At 53.6% G+C, this 16,753-nt stretch carries 17 protein-coding genes; 7 read left to right on the top strand and 10 right to left on the bottom strand.

From position 1 onward, the window contains the following. Positions 1–19: 19 nt before the first annotated feature. A complete protein-coding gene (locus ACFE33_RS00535) occupies positions 20–1,051 on the bottom strand; it encodes a LacI family DNA-binding transcriptional regulator (RefSeq protein ID WP_380055493.1) in 1,032 nt (343 codons plus the stop codon). Between the two features lie 324 nt (positions 1,052–1,375). On the opposite strand from ACFE33_RS00535, the gene ACFE33_RS00540 reads away from it, so the two are divergent. The 3 genes from ACFE33_RS00540 to ACFE33_RS00550 all read left to right on the top strand — a co-directional run bounded on the left by ACFE33_RS00540 (position 1,376) and on the right by ACFE33_RS00550 (position 3,271). After that, positions 1,376–1,993, top strand: coding sequence for a hypothetical protein (locus ACFE33_RS00540; RefSeq protein ID WP_380055496.1), 618 nt, complete (start codon positions 1,376–1,378; stop codon positions 1,991–1,993). A gap of 153 nt (positions 1,994–2,146) precedes the next feature. Beyond that, a complete protein-coding gene (locus ACFE33_RS00545; protein WP_380055499.1) occupies positions 2,147–2,632 on the top strand; it encodes a twin-arginine translocation pathway signal in 486 nt (161 codons plus the stop codon). A 3-nt stretch (positions 2,633–2,635) separates the two neighbouring features. Beyond that, positions 2,636–3,271: a ferric reductase-like transmembrane domain-containing protein gene (locus tag ACFE33_RS00550; protein ID WP_380055502.1), complete on the top strand. Its 636-nt coding sequence runs from the start codon at positions 2,636–2,638 to the stop codon at positions 3,269–3,271. A gap of 74 nt (positions 3,272–3,345) precedes the next feature. Here ACFE33_RS00550 and ACFE33_RS00555 read toward each other — a convergent pair whose 3' ends face one another. The 9 genes from ACFE33_RS00555 to ACFE33_RS00595 form a co-directional block, all read right to left on the bottom strand. Then, on the bottom strand, positions 3,346–3,888 hold the full coding sequence (locus ACFE33_RS00555) for an outer membrane protein (RefSeq protein WP_380055505.1): 543 nt from the start codon (positions 3,886–3,888) through the stop codon (positions 3,346–3,348). Between the two features lie 170 nt (positions 3,889–4,058). Next, positions 4,059–4,340, bottom strand: a complete 282-nt coding sequence (locus ACFE33_RS00560; RefSeq protein WP_380055507.1) for a hypothetical protein — start codon at positions 4,338–4,340, stop codon at positions 4,059–4,061. A 39-nt stretch (positions 4,341–4,379) separates the two neighbouring features. Next, complete coding sequence (locus ACFE33_RS00565) at positions 4,380–4,607, bottom strand: hypothetical protein (RefSeq protein ID WP_380055510.1); 228 nt, start codon at positions 4,605–4,607, stop codon at positions 4,380–4,382. 34 nt (positions 4,608–4,641) lie between these two features. Continuing rightward, the gene (locus ACFE33_RS00570) at positions 4,642–5,763 is read right to left on the bottom strand and encodes an alanine racemase (RefSeq protein WP_380055513.1); all 1,122 of its coding nucleotides are present in this window, start codon (positions 5,761–5,763) and stop codon (positions 4,642–4,644) included. Beyond that, positions 5,760–6,905: a DUF1611 domain-containing protein gene (locus ACFE33_RS00575; RefSeq protein ID WP_380055516.1), complete on the bottom strand. Its 1,146-nt coding sequence runs from the start codon at positions 6,903–6,905 to the stop codon at positions 5,760–5,762. The genes ACFE33_RS00570 and ACFE33_RS00575 overlap by 4 nt, the downstream gene beginning before the upstream one ends. Positions 6,906–7,334: 429 nt before the next feature. Next, on the bottom strand, positions 7,335–8,561 hold the full coding sequence (manD, locus tag ACFE33_RS00580; RefSeq protein WP_380055519.1) for a D-mannonate dehydratase ManD: 1,227 nt from the start codon (positions 8,559–8,561) through the stop codon (positions 7,335–7,337). Beyond that, on the bottom strand, positions 8,558–9,694 hold the full coding sequence (locus ACFE33_RS00585; protein WP_380055522.1) for a Gfo/Idh/MocA family protein: 1,137 nt from the start codon (positions 9,692–9,694) through the stop codon (positions 8,558–8,560). Before ACFE33_RS00585 ends, manD begins: the two co-directional genes overlap by 4 nt. A gap of 136 nt (positions 9,695–9,830) precedes the next feature. After that, positions 9,831–11,204 carry an MATE family efflux transporter gene (locus tag ACFE33_RS00590; RefSeq protein WP_380055525.1) on the bottom strand — a complete coding sequence of 458 codons (1,374 nt, stop codon included), beginning with the start codon at positions 11,202–11,204 and terminating at the stop codon, positions 9,831–9,833. 61 nt (positions 11,205–11,265) lie between these two features. Beyond that, positions 11,266–11,958 carry a GntR family transcriptional regulator gene (locus tag ACFE33_RS00595; protein WP_380055528.1) on the bottom strand — a complete coding sequence of 231 codons (693 nt, stop codon included), beginning with the start codon at positions 11,956–11,958 and terminating at the stop codon, positions 11,266–11,268. A 161-nt stretch (positions 11,959–12,119) separates the two neighbouring features. Here ACFE33_RS00595 and ACFE33_RS00600 point away from each other — a divergent pair, with 161 nt between their 5' ends. From ACFE33_RS00600 to ACFE33_RS00615, 4 genes are read left to right on the top strand one after another with little or no spacing between them, the layout of a single operon-like run. After that, positions 12,120–13,196, top strand: coding sequence for an ABC transporter ATP-binding protein (locus ACFE33_RS00600; protein WP_380055531.1), 1,077 nt, complete (start codon positions 12,120–12,122; stop codon positions 13,194–13,196). 5 nt (positions 13,197–13,201) lie between these two features. After that, positions 13,202–14,200: an ABC transporter permease gene (locus ACFE33_RS00605; RefSeq protein WP_380055534.1), complete on the top strand. Its 999-nt coding sequence runs from the start codon at positions 13,202–13,204 to the stop codon at positions 14,198–14,200. Positions 14,201–14,212: 12 nt separating this feature from the next. Next, positions 14,213–15,094: a carbohydrate ABC transporter permease gene (locus tag ACFE33_RS00610; RefSeq protein WP_380055536.1), complete on the top strand. Its 882-nt coding sequence runs from the start codon at positions 14,213–14,215 to the stop codon at positions 15,092–15,094. Positions 15,095–15,117: 23 nt separating this feature from the next. Further along, a complete protein-coding gene (locus ACFE33_RS00615) occupies positions 15,118–16,680 on the top strand; it encodes a sugar ABC transporter permease (RefSeq protein ID WP_380055539.1) in 1,563 nt (520 codons plus the stop codon). The last annotated feature ends 73 nt before the right edge of the window (positions 16,681–16,753 follow it).

Genomic DNA, 16,753 nt, shown 5'->3' on the forward strand with positions numbered 1-16,753 from the left:
TTATCTCGAAATCAATGCCTTATGCAGACCCTCTTAGAACCAATTGTCCGTCGAACAATGAAATCTCGCGGTCAGTTGAGCTGTTGTCAACGTCGATAAGCTTAAGAATCGTCTCGACCGATCGCGCAGCAATCGAGTCATAATCCTGTGAAATAGTCGTCAGACTCGGGCACGTAAACTTCGAGAATGGATGATCGTCATGCCCCGCAACCCGCAGCGCACTCCCTGCTCCAAGTCCAACTCTAAGACCGCTCTCGAATGCAGCAGAAAGCACGCCGATCGCCAACCGATCATTTGAACATAGCACTGTATTCGTTGCGAATTGGTGCTCGCTGAGCGCCTTAGACGCACCACGAAAACCAATCTCTTCAAAGTCCCAACCTTCGCCTTCGACCTGTATCAACTGTGGCTCGTGGCCCAGTCGTTCCATAGCAGCGATATACGCGGTTCGACGCTTGTAAGCGTTCGGGTTAATCGGATTTTTCATTTCAAAGAACACGGGCGGCTCGCCGCTGCGACAGAGATAGTCGACAATCAAGCCAATGCTTTGTCTGTTGTCAGACCCGAAAAATGCCTCTCCTACGCCGTCAAGATTCGCGTCGAAGAGAACTGTGGGGAACTCGTCGGCAAATGCGGCCACGCTTGCCTGATCCGACACACGCCCTAGCGGAGCCAGCAGCAAACCGGCCGGTTTGATCGCGCGCAAACTTTCGAGATTGGTGCGTTCTTGCTCTGGGCCACCGTGGGAACTTAGCAAGAGAGGATTAAACCCCGCCTCGACGATCAAGCTCTCAATTGTTCGCGCAATCGCGGCAAAAAACGGGTCGGTCAAGTTTGGCACAACAAGCCCGATGTTCTTGGTTTGGCGACGGTTCTGGTTGATCGCATAGATATTGGGCCGGTAATCATATTGCTCTAGCGCCGCTTCGATACGCGCGCGCGTCGAGGCGCGGACACTTGCAGGATCGTTAAAATACTTCGAGAGCGTTGGCCGCGAAATCCCACTTACCGAGGCGAAATCTTCCATGTTTTTGATCTTCGCGTCGTTCATTTTCAATCTCTGCCCTTCGTCTGTGTCTTGATCAGCGCTATCTTTACAGCGACCTCATTATAAATTTACGCGCGTAAATACTTCGCATCAATCCGAAAATTTTCAAACAATGCCGCATTCTTGCGGAACGCAGTGATTGCCGCTACCATCTAACGTGTTGGTTCAAGAATATTATCTACAACTGAGTCCCCGTTTCGCGCGATTGCATTCAAGCTTTTTGCGTTCGAGTTTAAGACGAACTCAAGCCACCAATTATCAAGTCCCGCCTAATCGCCATCTGCGCGACCCATTACATTTAACAAATAATAATGAGGAGACACCAAGATGATTTCCACCAAACTTATCAACGCAGCGCTGATAGTTGGCTTCGTATCTACCGCGAGCGCACAGGACACGAGCATGAGCTTCTTTATCACCAGCGTAAATCCTGGACAGGGCGCCGACCTTGGCGGACTTGAGGGGGCGGACGCTCACTGTACCGCACTCGCCGAAGCCGCGGGCAGCACAGGGAAAACATGGGCTGCATATCTTTCTTCTAGTAGCGAAAACGCACGCGACCGGATTGGCGCGGGGCCATGGGTGAACGCCAACGGCGTGACGGTTGCAACGGATGTGGACGACCTGCACAGCGAGGCGAATAAACTCAGCAAAGTGAATTCACTCAGCGAGTCAGGTGAGATTATCAACGGCCGCGGCGATGATCCGAACCGCCACGATATTCTAACAGGATCGGCAGAGGACGGAACACTATCTGGTGACGCATGCATGGACTGGAGTAGCAGCGACAGCTCAGGCTCTGCTATGGTTGGGCATCACGACAGAACCGGAGGTGGCGACAGCCCCACATCGTGGAATTCCGCTCACGGCTCGCGCGGTTGCAGCCTCGAAGACTTGCGCGGCACAGGTGGTGACGGGCTCTTCTACTGCTTTGCTGTTAACTAGCGTCTTTGGTGCGAGCGTTCTCACGGACTTGTGTCGTCTATTTATCGGTTGGACGCTCGCTCCGCCTCGGATTGAGGCCAAAAACACGCTATAGTGGCCCCGTCGTCACTATTTCTTCTAACTCATGGTTCGCACCGCTAAGGGAGAAAACCAATGCCGAAAATTCTTGATCGTCGAGGCATGATCGCCACAGGTTGCGCCGCTGTTGCAATGGGATCTACGGACCTTTTGAGCGCAGCTTATGCCAATGGCCTTAAACCGACCCCATCGATGCGCGGAGGTGCAAATAACTACCTGCCCGGTGCACCCATTGTCGAGAAAATTGGTGGCGGCGGATTTTGGATGAGAGGCACAGTTCGCCGTGCCGGAGATGGCGCACCGCTCGCTGGCCAACGCATTCAGATTTGGGCACATACTACCGAAGGATACGAGCGCGACCCTCACAGCCACGGCGCAACGCAGACCGATGCCAATGGCGTGTTCCGTCTAGAGATGCCTCAAATCGTTCCGGCATTTGGACAGGCGCACGGTCATCTTGCTTGTGACGGCGACGAATTCGAAACGGTTTTCCTGCGGCCAGTCATGAAAAGCTCCAAAGACACCAGCCTAGAGGCGCATTTCGTCCTTCTGCCGGTTTAATTTATGCCCCAGCGCCCAACGAGCCTTACCCGCAATCTGCTAGTGTGGGCCACGATAATCGCCGCAGTATTTGTCCCAATCATTACTGCCGCGATGAGTCCCCTCCTCGCGTGGCGTGACCCAATCTACATCACGGGCGGGTTTGCAGGCATCATCGCGATGGCGTTTATGCTGGTGCAACCATTGCTTGCGCGCGGGCAACTCCCCGGATTTTCAGTACAACGAAGTCGTCGTATACATCGCTGGACGGGATTGTTGCTGACGCTCGCTGTCGCGGTTCACGTGATATGTCTATGGATAACGAGCCCACCCGATATGATCGACGCGCTTCTTTTCGTTTCGCCGACACCGTTTTCCACATGGGGCGTAATCGGCATGTGGGCGATATTCGCGGCGGCACTAGTTGCGCTTCTGCGCAAGCCACTGCGCCTTAAATGGCGAACAACTCGGACATTTCACATTGGTTTGGTTTTGGTGGCGGTCACGGCCAGCGTAATACATGCCCTCCAGATTGAGGGCACAATGCTGACTGCGCCAAAAATTATGCTCTGCGCACTTGTGTCATTTGCTGTGTTGCGAGCCGTAGCTGGCATCATCAAAGCGCCCAACGTTCGCACGCAAGATGCCGATCAGCACTAATAAAAAGAGGCAAGGCGCATAACGAATGCGTACTGGTTTTCGCTAGCGCCTTGCCTCTTTTTTGTCTGAGGGTTTTAGAAATTATACCCTACGCGAAACTGGATTGTCGTCGCGTCGACATCAATTCCAGTGTCGTTGAAATCGTCGAATTTGTGGTAGAGAAGCTCTGTACCAACGGTATATCCGCCGCTCATTTTGACGTCATAACCGATACCGAACAAATACCCATCACTATCGCCCAACGTATCTGTGTCAGCGCGCGCCCAACCAGCCGTCGCATATAGCAGGCCGTTGTTCATTTTATAGCCAGCACGAACTTTGGCACGAATGACGTTCTCAACCTCTGCTGCACCAGAAAGGTCAATGCTCGCCATGTCGTAATCAAGACCACCACCGACGACCCAATCGCCTAGATCATAGTCGTAACCCGCGATGATACCGCCTATAATGTCGTCACCATCGACACCATCCAAGCTTGTTCCGACATCGGCGTAACCAAGTTGCGCACCGATGTAACCACCCGTCCAGTCGTTGTAGGACGTATACGCACTCTGAGCCAGAACCGGCGCTGCCGAAAGCGCGAGCCCACCAGAAAGAAATACTATTTTCTTCAACATTTCAGCCTCCATTTAAATAACTATTAAACTCTCTACGTAGCGAAGAGGCGACTGGATCAGTTTTTCTCAATAAATATTGCTCGGTCGCCCACCTGAGCACAGCGGATTGCTTGGGAGTGCGCGTGCGAACCCGCCGCACTCCGCCACATCATTTAAGGTGTCTATGCGGTTTAGAAATCATCAAGCTCGGGGACGTTTCCCAGTCTTACGAGAAAAACCGGAGCACTGACTTCACCAGAGCTAAGATCTTCCTCGACTGAATAGGCGTCCGCACCGGCGCATCCTTCGGCGCGCGCTTCCCTTTCGGCGCGCTCCTGTGCCTGAGAGGCTGTCGTGTACTGAAACTGTTTGCCAATTTTCAAGACGGCAAGTCCTTCGCGCCCCTCAATCTTTTCAACATATGTCTGACAGATATAGTGACGCTTTGTTGTGCTCTCGTCGTGTTGTGCCATCGAAAGATCCTTACATGAGGCGGGTCGGCTATTTGCGAATTAACGCATTGGGGTCGGTTTAGTTTTTCTCGGTTTGCGCGTTTCAGAAGCGGGTGCTGTGCTGGCTTCTCTTTCGAGGCGAGCTTTGCGCAAGCGCGTGATCTTTGCTTGCCGTATTTCGGCTTCTTCGTCGACCATTTTTCTTACAACACGAGTCGTCTTGTCCAAAATGGTTTCAGGTTTGGCCTTGTAGGCTTTGAACATTGATTTTTCTGGCGGTTTCACCATTTTTCTATCTCCTCTGTGTTTGTGTCGTGTGCCTCTAGTGCAGCGCCAGATGCGCATGGCTTCGCTGAGCGTGCCGCGAATATGTCGAAGGTGACTCGTGAATTAGTGCTGTTTCCACGTCTGGCGCCGCCATTGCATGCATCAGCGCGCTGTAGTTCATTTGAAATTTCACCTCGGACCCAACTTCGAAAGCCGCACTCTCAGTACCAATTACAAGATGATCGCTGGTGGCGCCGATCAAGTCGTGCGCAAACGGCATTATAAGCCCCTCAATATCGGTATCCTGCTTACCAAGCGCCAGGATCAAACGCGTCGTATCTCGTTGTTTTGGAACAAGGCGAAGTATTGCAATAGCGGGATCAACAAGTGCCACAACTGGCGCAACGGATTTTGTCTCTGCCTCAATCACTTCGGCAACAAGTGTAAAGGCGTCCGTGTGCATCCCGCGAATTTGATTGCCGGTGACGGGGTCCACACCCAGAAGTATCGCCTCTCCCACCCTAAGATTATTTACGCGCCCCGCCGCAGGTACATTCAAGGCCCACTGCAGGTTTGAAGAGTTCCCGCCCGACACGATCTTGAGGGGTTTGCCACAAACATTCTCTATTTCAGTTGCCAACCTCGACAGCGCGGCCATTTGCGCGTTCGTAGGGCCAGCGTCGCTTAAGCAGGCAAAGTTCGCACCAATCCCGCTTAAAGTTACGCCCGACATATTGGTGATCTGTCGCGCAATATTGGCCAAGGTCGTTGGCGATACGCCCTCACGGCCATCGCCCATCTCCAGCATGAGAATTACGCCATGAACCCGCTTTAACTGAACGGCCGCCGCCGCCAGAGCGGTGATGACAGCGACCTCTGTGTTGAGGCTTTCTTCACAGTGCTGAACCACCTGCTTTGCTTGGCTTAAAATCGGTGTTCGTATCAATGTGATCGCGCCAGTCATGCCCGCGGCGCGTAACCGTCGAACATTACTCATTCGAGAGTCCGCAAGCCCGCTAGCTCCCCCATCCAGCATGGCCTGCGCGATGGCAGGATGTCCGCAAAACGCCTTGGTCACGCCTGTGACGCTTACCCCGCGCTGCTTCAACCGCCGAACAATCACCCCTGTGTTGAAGCGTATCTTGCTCAGGTCCACATCTACGCGCGGTGTGGTCATATCGCGACCGCAGGGACGCGTTGTTGCAAGCTGGGGTACGCCGTAAGGACCATAGACAGCAAATGAGACACGGGTCGGCTTAGGGCATCCGTGACTGGAAGGTCCAACTCCCGCGATTGAACTGCGATCGTGTCGGTGATCTCTAGTTCCGACATCCCCTCATGGTTCAGCGTTACGCCTATGACCTTTGTATTGGCAAACGCCTCGATCAAGGCAATCTCATTCGCAGCGCTTGGCATTGGCATAGTCGGGAAGTCACAGCGGTGCTTTCGCTTGGGTGCGTGTTGAAGGATGACGGCGTCGGGCTGGCTACCACGCAAAATGAAAGCGGATGTGCAAAACGCAGGATGGCTAAGCGCGCCCTGCCCCTCGATCAGGATAACTGCTGGCTGTTCACCATCGGAGGCCGCGACAATCGCCCCCTCAAGCTCCCCGCAACAAAACTGGGGCGGAACAGCGTCCATCGCCACACCATACTTCGCGCCCTGCATCAGTCCCGTTTGCCCTGTGCCGACCAGAACCGTCTTGATCCCTTTAGCATTCAGTGCACGCGCCAGTACCGTTGCGGTCGTCCGCTTACCGATCGCGCAGTCAGTCCCAAGAACCGCGATGCGCAAGGCATCAACCGACGCGACGCTCCCATCAAACAGGCGCATATCCTTGCTGGGCTTTGGTTTGCGAATATCTCGAATGGTGACTTTTCTCTGGTCCGCGAAGGCGGAAATCTCTTCATCGTCACTCAAATACTCATGCAGCCCGCTAACGATGTTCATACCAAGCGCGATTGCATCAAGAATGACGTCGCGATCCATCTGCGAGAGTTTTCCCGTCGAAGGTGCCATCCCATAAATCATCGTATCGGGTATCGTGGCCTCATGCGCGACGGCAGCGTCAATATCTGCAAAAATCGGAATGTTGTTCGGTACGCGGTCAAGGACCAATCCGCTGTCCTTACCTTGATGCAAACTGTCTATTACCGACACTATTCGGTAAGCAATGCTGTGCCGCACAAGCCCATTTGCAGTCTTGCCATCGACCTCGGCGAAGTTCCCCTCGCAATATACGATCGCAGAAGGTGGTGGCGCTTGCGCACCCCTAACGGAACGACGGATCGTATCGGCCGCCTTTAGTTCGTTTTCCATGTTTATTCCTTATTGAGCGGTACTACAGAAGACCGGCTGGGCTTCGCCACCGCATATGATGCGTAGAGCGTATCCGTGCGCTCGCTGCTTGAGATCGCATTCCCAGCTAGGCATTGATCGTGTCGATTAAAGATGCGCTTAAAATCGGACCAAGCGCCAAAAGTGATACGACCAACCAAAAAGAGTGTCAGCCTTCGCACACGTGTAACCCCCGCCTAGGGGTGGTGAAACCATCTAATTGTAATGAAAGGAATTGCCACCTTCGCGGCACCAAAACGCGCCGAGACACAAGAAAGCAAAAACTCAAGTATCTATAACATAGTCTCTTGTGGCCCAAATTACAACGAACATACCCTTGGCAAACTAAGGCGCGAAACGCGACGAGCAGCGTCCGCACCTAAGTCAGCACGGAAACAGCCACCTAGCACATCAATAATTCCAGAGCGTTCCATCCTCCAGCCTGACGACTGGATGGCTGCCGGGCTTGTATTCATAGCGCGCGGCTTCGCTTTCGTTGAAATCTACGCCTAGGCCGGGCGCATCGCTGACGTGGAACATTCCGTCTTTCATCACATGGTCCGATGGGAACAATGCGTCGCATTCTGGCGACCCTAGAACGAGGTATTCCTGAATTCCAAAGTTTGGCGCCCATGCGTTAAGGTGATGCTGCGCGGCCATGGAAATCGGCGAATGGCTTGGGGCGCCGTGAAATCCTGTTCGCACGTGATGGAGCGCGGCCAGATCGACGATGCGTTTTACGTGGGTAATGCCGCCAGCATAGGTCACGGCGACGCGGATGAAATCGATCAATTCCTTCTCGATCAGTTTGTTACAATCCCAAATGGAATTGAACACTTCGCCAATCGCGATGGGTGTTGTTGAATGCTGGCGGATCACACGCAGTGCGCCTTGATCTTCGGCGGGGGTGGGATCTTCGAGCCAATAAAGACCAACCGGCTCCACGTTCTTGGCGAATTCTGCTGCTTCTCGTGGTAGCAGGCGATGATGTACGTCGTGAAGGATTTTCAGCGACGGCCCAAACTTCGCGCGTATTTCGGCAAGTCCTTCCGGCATATAGCGCATATAGCGATCCGTATCCCAAATCTCTTGCTTGGGAACAATGCCGCCAAAGTCGGTGATGTAGTCACCCTGTCCGCCTTTTTTATCCGGCACCGCATAACTCGCGGTCGGCATGCCGGGGATTCCGCATTGCACGCGCACCGCCTTGTAGCCTTGCTCAACATACCGCGAGACAGAGTCCATCAGGTCAGGCAGGTCTGCCCCCGTCGCATGGGCATAGACCATTGCGCCAGTCCGACTCTTGCCGCCAAAAAGCTGGTAGAGGGGCATACCCGCCAGCTTGCCCTTAATATCCCATAGCGCCATGTCGATTGCCCCAAAGGCCGCCATAGCGATTGGGCCGCGCCTGAAATACGCGCCGCGATAGAAGAACTGCCAGATATCCTCACTATTGCGAGGATCCATGCCGATGAGATTAGGTATCAGGTAATCCTGAAGGTAGGCAGCGGGCAGAGTTTCGCGGTTGTTCAGCGTTGCATCACCAAGGCCGTAGATGCCCTCGTCGGTCATAATTTTGAGGGTAACGTAATTCTTGCCCGGTCCGCCGACAAAGACTTTTGCTCCTGTGATCTTCATTTTGCGCCCTCTTCAATATTGGTCCATGCATCCGAGTTTCTGAGACTATCGATTATGTTCTGGTACAGGCTGCCTTGAGCGAAAGTTGGGTAGTCCGACACAGGGTGCCCCTGAATGTCGCGAACGAAAATATCTGCCAAGACATGCCAGCACTGTTCGGTTTCGCCCAAACTTTCCTGCGCCCTCGCCAAAATATCCGCGGGTGTCGGGAGTACTTTCCAGCCTGCTCCATCATGGAGAGACAGAGGACCAGAGCCATAGTGTCCCTTTAGATAAATCGCGCCGGTGGTGCCATAGACCATGATGTGGTCATCATGGAAACGAGGGAGCAACGCGCTATGTTTAAACAGAACCGAAACAGACTGTGCGGCCAGTTGACTACGTAACCGAGCCATAACGGTGTATGACCATTCTACGTTGCTTTCACCCCACTCAAGCGCTGGGTCATCGAGATTTTCTGGTATCATCGATCGCCGTTTAGTGAAGTCGTGAACACCCTCAACCTTGGGCGCGCGGCCCAGATCATCGCGCAGATCTCCTGTTATTTGTTGGATTTGGCCCTCAATGAGGGTCTGTGCGATGGCGAGTGAATGTGTGAAGTTGTTATTCAGGCGCCCTCCACCATCCTCGGCCCGATGTGACCAACCAAAAGGAATGCCGCGTTCAAGATTGAAATGCGAGATACACTCAAGCTCGGTCGGCTCGCCAATTGCGCCTTCTGAAATGAGCCGTTTTGCGTGCTGAACACTAGGTGTGTACTGGAAGCTAGCGGCAAAAGCGGTCTTAACGCCTTTGGCCTGCGCCAGTTCAAACAGTTCCGTCGCGGTATCGCCCTGCGTGGTCATGGGCTTGTCGCAGAATACGTGGCAACCTTGCGAAATTGCCTGCTTGATTTGCAGATAATGCGCACCACCGGGGGTAGCGATTGATACGATATCAGGCCGAAGCTCTGCCAACGCCGCTTCCCAATCTGTACCCGCATAGAGGATGTTTAGATCCGCTGCAACTTCCCGCACCACGTGTTCTGTGCGCCCGACCATACCGACGACCTCAGTGCCTGCTGCACGAAATGCCGCCGTATGGCCCTTACCCGCAAAACCCGTTCCGGCAACCAGTACCTTTAACTTGGTCATTGGCTTCCCCCGCGGGCATCCAGCGATTGCATGATACCTTCGACGCAACCTGTGACGGCCATCGCCCCAATGAATAGGTGTGAGTTAGAGTTGAGCATCGCGTCCTCCCAAGATGCACGGTGATATTTAGCCGCCGCTAGGCTGCAACGTCGGATCGCTTCCAATCTCCACGCCAAAGGCGTCTGTGGAATGCAGGAAATTTCAGGGCCTCTTCCCAAACGGCGAGCGACAGAATCCAGAATGCGGAAAGATCGAGATACAACACAAAGATCGCCGCCGCTGGCACACGGAACGCCCATTGCGCCCAGATAAATACGTGCATCACATAGACGGTATCACCCGATGCCCGCAGTGTGTTGCCACAGATCGCATTGGTCGCGCGCGGAAACTGAACAATCAGCAGGATTGGCAGAAACCCGAAAATGATCGCGCGTGTCTCTTCCTCAAGGTTCGGATAGATGTAATCAAGTGAAAGGCACATTGCGGCAAAGAGCATCGCAACAAGACTCGCCGCCACAAGCGCCCCCTTCCATGCGCGCGACAGAAAGCGATCCAGCACATCTTCGGGGCTGTGTTTTCCCAGAAGTTGCGCAACCAAAATCCCCGTCGCCTGCGCCCACTGCATTGCGATTTGCCCTGCTAACAAACTCCACGGCGCGATAAGCGTCAAAGCCGCGAAATCGTTCAGGCGCATGTTCGCGTAAATAAGAGCGCAAACGTGGGTGGATAGCGTGGCACTCACGAATGTCGCCGCAATGGGCAGGGCAAACATTATGTGCCGCTTGACAGTTCGAACAAATGTACCGTGATGCCAGCCAACAACTCGCCGCAGCCGCCCATCGGTGATTAGCAGCAAAACGCTCCAGAAGGCTGTTTGAACGGTTATGCCAATGGCACTTCCGACTGCTGCACCCGCGATACCGAGCGCCGGGAGCCCGAAGTATCCGTGGATTAATACGATGCTACTGGCCACGTTAATTGGCACAGACAGAAGATAACCATAAAGCGGCAATTTGGTCCGACTACAGCCGTTAAAGAAACTAACGATGCACTGCCCAATCGCTTCTCCGAAAATAACGATACAGAAGATAGACAGATACGTCTGAGCCTGTTGTGCAACTTCGATCGAAGGTGCCAAACTGTTGATGAGCGCGCCGCCCCCTAGTTGAATAAGCACCACGCCGATGACGCCAATGCTCAGACTTACAGCGAGGCCAGAAGCAAGAACAGATTTGAGAAATACTTGATCACCGCTCCCAAAGGCCTGTGCGGTGCGGATTTGCATGGCGTGGGAAAAGGCAAAAATTAAGCCAAGGACAATCCCGCCCAGCGCAGCCGCCAGTCCCATCGCCGCAAGGGCTTCTTCACCGAGCGCCGAAAGCAGAAACCCGTCAATGACCACCGTTCCGTGCAGGAATGTCGCCTTGAGCGTCATCGGCCACGCCAGTGCAAACACTTGGCGCGCACCTGGACCGTTCTGTTTCGTTGCAGGATGTGACTGTGAATTCATGGACCAGTTCCATGCCCGCGCACTTCGTTAGAACCTGACCATTACCGCGGCCATGTTCCCATCAGGAATCAGGGCTTTCAAAATAATTTGCGTTCGTCAGAGTGATCCGCTCAATCGTAACATCAAGGCGTGAAAGGTGTTTCAGACAGGCCGCTACCGCAGCTTCCGGATCGTGGGACACGACAGCCTGAGCAATCGCCCGATGGTCGTCGAGCAATTCGGGCAGTCGCTGTTCTTTCTCAAGACCAAGCATGCACAATCTGTCCACCTTGGATTTCTCTTCAAGGATGACATCAAAAGCATAGTCGGCATTGGCAATGCCGCAGAGAATCTTGTGGAACTGATAATCAAGCGGCCCAAATCGTTCGTGATCTTGCTCGGCGACTGCTTTCTCTTGCTCGGACAACACTTTGTTCAAGCGGGCTTCGCCCTCGCTGTCGCAAAGTACAGCAGCGCGGCGCAGAACTTCTTGCTCAATGGCGGAACGAACAAAGCGCGCTTTTTCGATTTGCCGCATAGAAAACCGTCGAACCTCGGTTGCCCGCTGAGGCCGGATCAATAGCAGGTCAAGGTTTGCCAGCCGACTAAAAGCATCGCGCACCGGCTGCCTGGAAACACCGAACTTCGCCGCTATATCGGCTTCGGAAATTCGGTCGCCAGGCCTGAGCTTCAAGCTCAGAATTTGTTCGTGCAGATCGTCAAATACGTCATCAACGCTTGTGCGTCGATCACCATGCGAAACTGTTTGCGCCATAGGGAAGATCCTCCTTTGGATCACTAACTCAGCACTATTTACCAGAGGGAAGCCTAGTATACCAGACTAGTATTTCAAATTTTATACTAGTATACCAGATTTCATAAAGTGATTCGCTCTCGTCGAATTGCTTGAACAAAATACGGCATGGGGAGGAAACAATGTCCGGCGTAAATCTAGAGGGAATAGTTAAGGCTTACGGGGCATTACAGGTTGTTCACGGTATTAATCTGGACGTCGCCGAGAAGGAATTTGTGGTACTGGTTGGCCCTTCGGGATGCGGCAAATCCACAACCTTGCGCATGATCGCTGGTCTTGAAGAGATCACTGCTGGCGACCTAAAGATCGACGGTCGCCGCATGAACCGTGTCGCTCCAAAGGATCGGGACGTCGCGATGGTTTTCCAGAATTACGCGCTCTACCCACACCTGAATGTTGCCGACAATATGGCCTTTGGCCTGCGCATTCGCAAAATGCCCAAAGACGAAATCAAGACAACGATTGATGACGTCGCAGAAATTCTTGGCCTGACGCCTTACCTCGATCGCCGCCCCGCGGACCTTTCGGGCGGACAGCGCCAACGTGTAGCTATGGGCCGCGCAATTGTACGCCACCCCAAGGTCTTCCTCTTTGACGAACCGCTCTCGAACCTCGATGCAAAACTGCGCACCCAGATGCGCGCCGAAATCAAGCGCCTGCACAAACGCTTGGGCGTAACTTCTATCTATGTGACCCACGATCAGGTCGAGGCAATGACCCTCGCGGATCGAATTGTCGTCATGAACGACGGAAACATCGAGCAAGTCGGCACACCGATGGAGTTGTTCAACAACCCCGCCAACATCTTCGTCGCGGGTTTCTTGGGCTCTCCGCCCATGAACCAGATGAAAGGCAAGCTGACAGAAACCGGTGCAAATGTCGGTGATGTCGAAATCAAGATAGACGGCGCGTTTGGCAACCATGCAGGCCGCGACGTCATTGTCGGCATTCGCCCAGAGCACGTGACGCTTGCGGAGAACGGTCCATCTTCAGCGCTGCCGATCAATCTCGATCTGGTTGAGCCGCTAGGTTCAGAGGCCCTGCTGCACGCACGTCATGGCGAAAACAACCTTGTCTTCAAAGCGGACACCAACGGCGACATCAACCACCTCACAGGGGTGGATGCCGTTCATGTCCCATCGCATCTCGTCAAGCTGTTCGACGCCAAAACTGGCCGCGCGCTAAACGTTGGAGCTTGATCCAAATGACAGATGAAAACACAACGGCAGGCGGCATGCCAATCGAAGACACCCTGATCGAGGCGCGCGAAGCACAGCGCCCCGTAACAGATGGCAAATTCATCCGACTTGCGGATCACCTCAAACGAGAATGGCAGATCTATGCGATGCTGCTGCCGACGATTATCTGGTTCATCGTTTTCTTATACAAACCGATGTATGGGCTGCAAATTGCCTTCAAAGATTACTCGATTTTCCGCGGCGTGGCGAACAGCCCTTGGGTTGGATGGGAGCACTTTGAAACGCTCTTTTCCAACGACCAATTTATCCGAGCGGTAAAGAACACGATCACCATCAGCTTCTATAACTTGCTGTTCGGTTTTCCCGCCCCGATCATCCTTGCCTTGATGTTCAACGAAGTCCTGAACGCCACTTATAAACGTTCAGCACAGACCATCGTTTATCTGCCGCACTTTATCTCGTCGGTGATCATTGCCGGTATCGTCATCACCGCATTCTCACCTACGGCTGGTATCATCAATACGATCCTGGGCTGGTTTGGGATTGATCCGGTGTACTTCCTCACACAACCAGAGTGGTTCCGCCCCATCTTCGTGGGTACGGGCATCTGGCAAGAGGCGGGCTTTGGCTCCATCGTCTTCCTTGCGGCAATCGCTGGCGTAAATCCATCGCTCTATGAAAGTGCCGTGGTGGACGGAGCCAACCGTTGGCAGATGATGTGGAAGATCACGATCCCGTCGATCCTGCCCACGATCCTGATCATGTTGATCATCCGCATCGGCAACGTCATGGAAGTCTCTTTCGAGCTTGTGATCTTGCTTTATCAACCATCGACCTACGAGACCGCAGATGTGGTGAACACATGGGTCTATCGTCAAGGTTTGCAGTCCGGTCAGTATGACCTTGCCGCTGCTGCTGGCCTCTTCAATGCCGTCGTCGCCTTCGTTCTGGTGATGACAGCCAACACACTGTCGCGCCGCTTCTCGCGCACGTCACTCTGGTAGGAGGATCAGACAATGATGAATTGGAACCTCTATTCACGTGGCGATAAGTTCTTCGCTATTGTGGTCTCTGTCTTGATCGGCATGTTCACGGTCGCAACCCTATACCCGTTTATCTATATCGCGGCGGTCTCCTTTAGTTCGGGATTTGCGGCGCAGGCGGGTAAGGTTGTGCTGACACCCATTGATGCCACCTTCGAGGCGTACGGCTATATCCTCAAGAATCCGCAGTTCTGGATAAGCTATCGCAACACGTTCATTTACACGATCGGTGGTACGGTCATGAGCCTGTTGTTCATTATCCCGTGCGCTTACGCCTTGTCGCGCCCACAACTCAAAGGGCGGAGGTTCTTCAACCTCTTTATCGCCTTTACGATGTGGTTTAACGCGGGGCTCATTCCGTTCTTCTTGAACATGCGTGATCTTGGACTGCTCGATAGCATGTTCGGCATCATCCTCGGATTTGCGATCAACGCTTTCAATATCATCCTGCTTCGCAACTTCTTTGAATCTATTCCACAGAGTTTCGAAGAGGCCGCACGCATGGACGGGGCCAACGATTTCCAAGTGCTTTGGAAAGTGTTCATCCCGCTCAGCAAGCCCGCGATTGCAACCATCACGCTATTCTTGATCGTTGCGCGCTGGAACGGGTTCTTCTGGGCGATGGTTTTGCTTCAATCCGAAGACAAGATCCCGCTTCAGGTGTTCCTGCGCCACACCATCAGCAACCTAAGTGATGACGACGAGTTTGCCATTGTTCAAACGGCAGCCGGCTTCAGCGCCGAGACCGTCACAGCGGCCATCATCGTTTGTTCGATCATTCCGGTGCTGATCGTTTATCCGTTCATCCAGAAATACTTCGAGAAGGGCATCCTGCTCGGAGGTGTCAAAGAATGAAAACGCAACAGGGAGGAAAACAAATGCGTAAACTTAGCCTAACGGCGGCATTACTTGCGGGGAGTGCTGTATCAACACCAGCGCTTGCCGATGAACATCTACGGATTGTTGACGAGCCACTGGAACTCACAATCCAGATGAACCATGCGCGGTATCCGGTCTATGAGGAAGACTGGCCCGTAGAGCAGGCTGCCCGTGAAATGACAGGCATTCACCTGATCAACGATACCGTTGGTGCGAACATGCGTACGGATGAGAACACTGGCCGCACAGAAGCGCTGAACCTGATGCTTGCCTCCGGTTCTATTCCAGACATCGTGGGCTCTAGCCGCATCAAGGATTTCGTAAACCAATACGGTCCAGAAGGCGCATTTGTACCGCTAAACGATCTGATCGCCGAGCACGCGCCAAACATTGCCGCGTACTACGCGGAACGCCCAGACATCGAAGCAGCCGTAAAAGCTGCCGATGGGCAAATGTACTATATTCCGTACCTTCCAGACGGCAAATATGGCCGTGCATACTGGATCCGCACTGACTGGCTTGATGCACTTGGACTTGAAGTTCCACAGACTGTCGAAGAATACGAAGCGGTTCTGCGTGCCTTCAAGACCCAAGATCCTAACGGCAACGGCGTTGCAGACGAAGTACCCTTCTTTGCCCGTCAATGGCCAGAGCTTATCCGTCTGGTTACCCTTTGGGATGGCCGCGCTCACGGCTCTGACACTTACCATGACTTCCTTGTCGAAGAAGGCAAGATTTCACACGGTTATATCGGTGAAGGCTATCGTGACGGCATCAGCAATCTCGCACGTTGGTACGCAGATGGCCTGATTGATGCCGAGGTCTTTACCCGTGGTTCCTCCGCTCGTGACTTCTTGCTGTCTGAGAACCTCGGCGGTTCGACACACGATTGGTTCGCGTCCACTGGTGGTTACAACAGCCTATCGTCAGAGATCGAAGGTTTCGCTTTCGAAGCTATGGCACCGCCAGCATCCGTTGGTGGCAATCGTATCGAAGAGCACCGTCGTATCCTTGTGAAACCGGACGGTTGGGCCATTGGTCACACCAACGAGCACCTCGTTGAAACGATCAAGTATTTTGACTTCTGGTTCACCGAAGAAGGCCGCCGACTTGCCAACTTTGGTGTCGAAGGCGAGCAATACGAGCTTGTCGACGGCAAAGCGGTCTTTACGCAAGAGTTCTTGGATGCAGGACCGGTAAACCGTTCATTGTACCAAGCAGGTGCCCAGCTTCAGGCGCGCGGTTACTTCCAGGATTACAGCTATGAGATCCAGTGGACCAACGAGTTCGCGCTTGCTGGTATCGAACTCTATGAACAAGGCGACTATCTTGTTCCTGACTTCCTTGGCGTAGCGTTCACAGCTGATGAGCAGCAGGTCTATGACCGCACATGGGGCACCATCCGCGACTACATGCTGGAACGTCAGCAAGGTTGGATTCTTGGCAATGGCGACGTGATGGAGGACTGGGACGCATACCTTGCCCAGCTCGAAAAATTGGGCCTGCAGGAGCTTCTTGAGGTCATGCAGACAGCCTATGACCGCCAATACGGCGGTAACTAAATCCTACAGCTTGGGGCGGCGCTCATTGTCGCCCCACACCTACTTTTCTACCAAATAATGCGGGATTTCCGAC

The sequence above is a fragment of the Falsihalocynthiibacter sp. SS001 genome (assembly GCF_042445055.1).
Lineage (GTDB): Bacteria > Pseudomonadota > Alphaproteobacteria > Rhodobacterales > Rhodobacteraceae > Falsihalocynthiibacter.

Coding starts and splice junctions, on each gene's coding strand:
- ACFE33_RS00550 (WP_380055502.1), top strand. CDS start 2,636: ATGCCCCAGCGCCCAACGAGCCTTACCCGCAATCTGCTAGTGTGGGCC.
- ACFE33_RS00595 (WP_380055528.1), bottom strand. CDS start 11,958: ATGGCGCAAACAGTTTCGCATGGTGATCGACGCACAAGCGTTGATGAC.
- ACFE33_RS00585 (WP_380055522.1), bottom strand. CDS start 9,694: ATGACCAAGTTAAAGGTACTGGTTGCCGGAACGGGTTTTGCGGGTAAG.
- ACFE33_RS00560 (WP_380055507.1), bottom strand. CDS start 4,340: ATGGCACAACACGACGAGAGCACAACAAAGCGTCACTATATCTGTCAG.
- ACFE33_RS00600 (WP_380055531.1), top strand. CDS start 12,120: ATGTCCGGCGTAAATCTAGAGGGAATAGTTAAGGCTTACGGGGCATTA.
- ACFE33_RS00545 (WP_380055499.1), top strand. CDS start 2,147: ATGCCGAAAATTCTTGATCGTCGAGGCATGATCGCCACAGGTTGCGCC.
- ACFE33_RS00610 (WP_380055536.1), top strand. CDS start 14,213: ATGATGAATTGGAACCTCTATTCACGTGGCGATAAGTTCTTCGCTATT.
- ACFE33_RS00540 (WP_380055496.1), top strand. CDS start 1,376: ATGATTTCCACCAAACTTATCAACGCAGCGCTGATAGTTGGCTTCGTA.
- ACFE33_RS00570 (WP_380055513.1), bottom strand. CDS start 5,763: ATGACCACACCGCGCGTAGATGTGGACCTGAGCAAGATACGCTTCAAC.
- ACFE33_RS00555 (WP_380055505.1), bottom strand. CDS start 3,888: ATGTTGAAGAAAATAGTATTTCTTTCTGGTGGGCTCGCGCTTTCGGCA.
- ACFE33_RS00575 (WP_380055516.1), bottom strand. CDS start 6,905: ATGGAAAACGAACTAAAGGCGGCCGATACGATCCGTCGTTCCGTTAGG.
- ACFE33_RS00535 (WP_380055493.1), bottom strand. CDS start 1,051: ATGAACGACGCGAAGATCAAAAACATGGAAGATTTCGCCTCGGTAAGT.
- ACFE33_RS00590 (WP_380055525.1), bottom strand. CDS start 11,204: ATGAATTCACAGTCACATCCTGCAACGAAACAGAACGGTCCAGGTGCG.
- manD (WP_380055519.1), bottom strand. CDS start 8,561: ATGAAGATCACAGGAGCAAAAGTCTTTGTCGGCGGACCGGGCAAGAAT.
- ACFE33_RS00605 (WP_380055534.1), top strand. CDS start 13,202: ATGACAGATGAAAACACAACGGCAGGCGGCATGCCAATCGAAGACACC.
- ACFE33_RS00615 (WP_380055539.1), top strand. CDS start 15,118: ATGCGTAAACTTAGCCTAACGGCGGCATTACTTGCGGGGAGTGCTGTA.
- ACFE33_RS00565 (WP_380055510.1), bottom strand. CDS start 4,607: ATGGTGAAACCGCCAGAAAAATCAATGTTCAAAGCCTACAAGGCCAAA.